Origin of the sequence: Ferruginibacter sp., assembly GCF_031430955.1 — a bacterium.
GTDB lineage: Bacteria > Bacteroidota > Bacteroidia > Chitinophagales > Chitinophagaceae > Ferruginibacter.
The window spans coordinates 1-2,880 of sequence record NZ_JANPCM010000706.1 but is presented as its reverse complement, the minus strand read 5'-3'; the positions used below and the strand labels follow the sequence as shown (position 1 = coordinate 2,880).

General features: G+C 36.1%; 3 protein-coding genes. 1 reads left to right on the top strand and 2 read right to left on the bottom strand.

Translation table 11 applies throughout. The annotated features are described in order from the left end of the window. Positions 1–714 (bottom strand): signal peptidase I (lepB, locus tag ACY65O_RS20235; RefSeq protein WP_462222671.1); only part of this gene is annotated, 714 nt, incomplete at its 3' end. A gap of 67 nt (positions 715–781) precedes the next feature. Then, complete coding sequence (locus ACY65O_RS20230) at positions 782–1,696, bottom strand: lytic transglycosylase domain-containing protein (RefSeq protein ID WP_462222670.1); 915 nt, start codon at positions 1,694–1,696, stop codon at positions 782–784. Between the two features lie 138 nt (positions 1,697–1,834). On the opposite strand from ACY65O_RS20230, the gene ACY65O_RS20225 reads away from it, so the two are divergent. Next, positions 1,835–2,880 (top strand): M1 family aminopeptidase (locus tag ACY65O_RS20225; RefSeq protein ID WP_462222669.1); only part of this gene is annotated, 1,046 nt, incomplete at its 3' end.

The window sequence follows — 2,880 nt, the reverse complement described above, 5'->3', positions numbered from 1 at the left end:
ATTAATAACTACCCCTATAACATCTTCTTTCTTTATAAAACCAATATAACGGGAGTCTTGAGCAAAATGCCGGTTATCACCTAAAACAAAATAGCAATTTTCAGGAATTTGTAAGGGGCCAAAATTATCCGGTGTCCAGTTGGTTTTTTTATCCATCCACTGAAACACATTTAGGGTATCGCTGGATAATACGGGTGTAAATTTTACGTGCGACTGATATTTTTTAAGCTGCGTTTTATCTAATGTAATCAGGGCAGAGTCGCCCATTTGAACAAATTGTCCGTAGGGGTCATCAAATGCAATATCAGCTTCATCAATATTAACAAGATAATTAGTGCTTATTTTAAACTGATTTTTTATATTTAATTGATCGTCAAAATTCTTTTTGTTTAGATAAAGCACACTATTGGTCATTTGAATAACGTCGCCAGCAACAGCGCAAAGCCGGTATACAAATTTTGAACCAGGCTCATCATTAGACTGGTATATTGCAATTAGCGAATCGTGGTAAGCACTGGTAAAAACAATAAAATGCAAAGGCTTAGGTTCTATTAAGTTACTGACGAAAATTTTATCGCCAATCTTCATTGCAGGCTCGTTTGTTTGTACAGGGATATTGAAAAAAAGTAGCATTCCTGTAATACGTGCAATAATAAGCAGCACAAAAAATACTCCGCAAAGTATTCCAAAGCCAATTATAATTTTTCTTACCATAAGTATAAATAAAAAAACCGGCACAATTGTACCGGTTCACAAGATATCATTTCAATTTATTATTGTATCAATAATTTAAAGAGGTTGGCGCTCCTTCTTCCTCCGAAGTATTAATGTCTGCATTATCTGCCTTAGCTTTAATGGGCTTAAAGTTCAGCGTATTGTTAGTAAACTTTTCGTAATTATTAAAGATAACATTCAGCGCAATAAAATTCATTACATAACTCCTGGTTTCGGAAGGTAAATATTTTTTTACATCCCAAAAATCAGGATTGGCTTTGCCTGTTTTTCTCATGGCCTGCCACACATTGCCCACACCACAATTGTAACTGGCTACCACTAATAAATAATCATTATCCAAATTGCGGCAGCGGTCTTTTAAATAACGGGCTGCGGTGTAAGTAGATTTATTAAAATTTTTCCTGTCGTCTCTTAAAATAATTTTTCTTGCTTTTTTATTTCCTTTTTTTGCAAGCGATTTTGCTAATTTTAATTCTCTCTTTTTTTCGGCAGCACTTAAGTGAGGTGCATATTTTAAACCATATTCCCTTGCTACTTCATCCATAATTTGCCAGTAACCAACCGCACCTGCTTTAGATACTGCATTGCCGTTAAAAGCACTTTCCAGTGCCAGTAAAATTTTAAACTCATGCGGCAAACTGTGCTTGGTTAAAATGGCGGTAACTTTTGGAAAAAACTTTTTGCCTTTGTTGTAAGTGCGAATTAAATAAGCCCTTCTGCTGGCAGAAAATTTTTCAATATAACCTAAAGATTGTTCTTCGTTGCCGCAAAGCAAATCGGGGTAAACAACATTTGCAGCTTTTGCAACAGTATTGCTGCCTTCTTTTTTATCAATCCTTGACAGCAGTATTTTTTTTGTACTGTCTTTATTTACCTGTGCCATTAATGGTACACTGGCAAAACAAATACAACTTAAAACTGCTGCAAAAATGCCTGGTACGGAACGATTTCTTTTTATCATATGTGAAATAATTACGGTTGGGTTACGTTAATAAAAACGGGAATACTTAAAACGGATGGACAAAACCTTTATTGCCCATTCACAAAACTTTAAGAAACTTTGTAAAACTTTTACTTATAGCTGTTTAACTACATTTTTATGCGTTTAATTTCAATATTTTTTTGTTGTATAATTTTTAAGGCAACAGCACAGCCACCTGCCAATTATTACAAACAGATAAATGAAATTGCTGCCGCAGAACAATTGCGCCATGCAAGATTATCTCCCAACGTAACAACAACTACTACTGATCTTTTAACCGCCGCATCTAACTTTGATGCTAAATATTACCGTTGCGAATGGGAGGTTGATCCTGCAATAAGATATATCAAAGGAAAAGTTACCGTGTATTATACCATCAGTGCAACAGGCAATTCTATAAGTTTAGATTTGATGAGCCCGCTGGCTGTTGACAGTGTTACACAACGCAATATTTTGCTTTCAAAAAATCATGCTAATAATATTTTACAAATAGATTTTCCTGCAACTGTAAACGCTGGCACTTTCGATTCGGTAAGTATTTATTACCAGGGTGTGCCACCCACCACCGGCTTTGGTTCGTTTATACAAAGTACACATACAGGCACACCGGTAATGTGGAGCCTTAGCGAACCTTATGGCAGCAGGGATTGGTGGCCATGCAAAAATGGTTTGGATGATAAAGCAGATTCTGTTGATATTATTGTTACCACACCATCGCAATACAAAGCAGCAAGTAATGGTTTATTGCAAAGCGAGACTTTAATTGCAGGGGGCACAAAAAAAACAGCGCACTGGAAACACCGTTATCCCATTGCATCTTACTTAATGTGTTTTGCGGTTACCAATTATGTGGTGTTTAATAATGCCGTGCAGTTAGGTAATGTATCGTTGCCCATGCAAACCTATTGTTATCCCGAAAGTCTTACATCTTTTCAAAACGGTACACAAAATGTATTGGATGCCATGCAGTTGTTTCACAATTTATTTGGCGATTATCCTTTTATAAAAGAAAAGTATGGTCACGTTCAATTTGGATGGGGCGGCGGTATGGAACATCAAACAGCAACTTTTATAGTTTCCATTAATGAAGGATTGATTGCTCATGAACTGGCACACCAATGGTTTGGTGATAAAATTACCTGCGGCAGTTGGGAAGATATTTG

Excerpts from the sequence above, each read along its gene's own strand:
- ACY65O_RS20230 (WP_462222670.1), bottom strand. The coding sequence starts at position 1,696 with ATGATAAAAAGAAATCGTTCCGTACCAGGCATTTTTGCAGCAGTTTTA.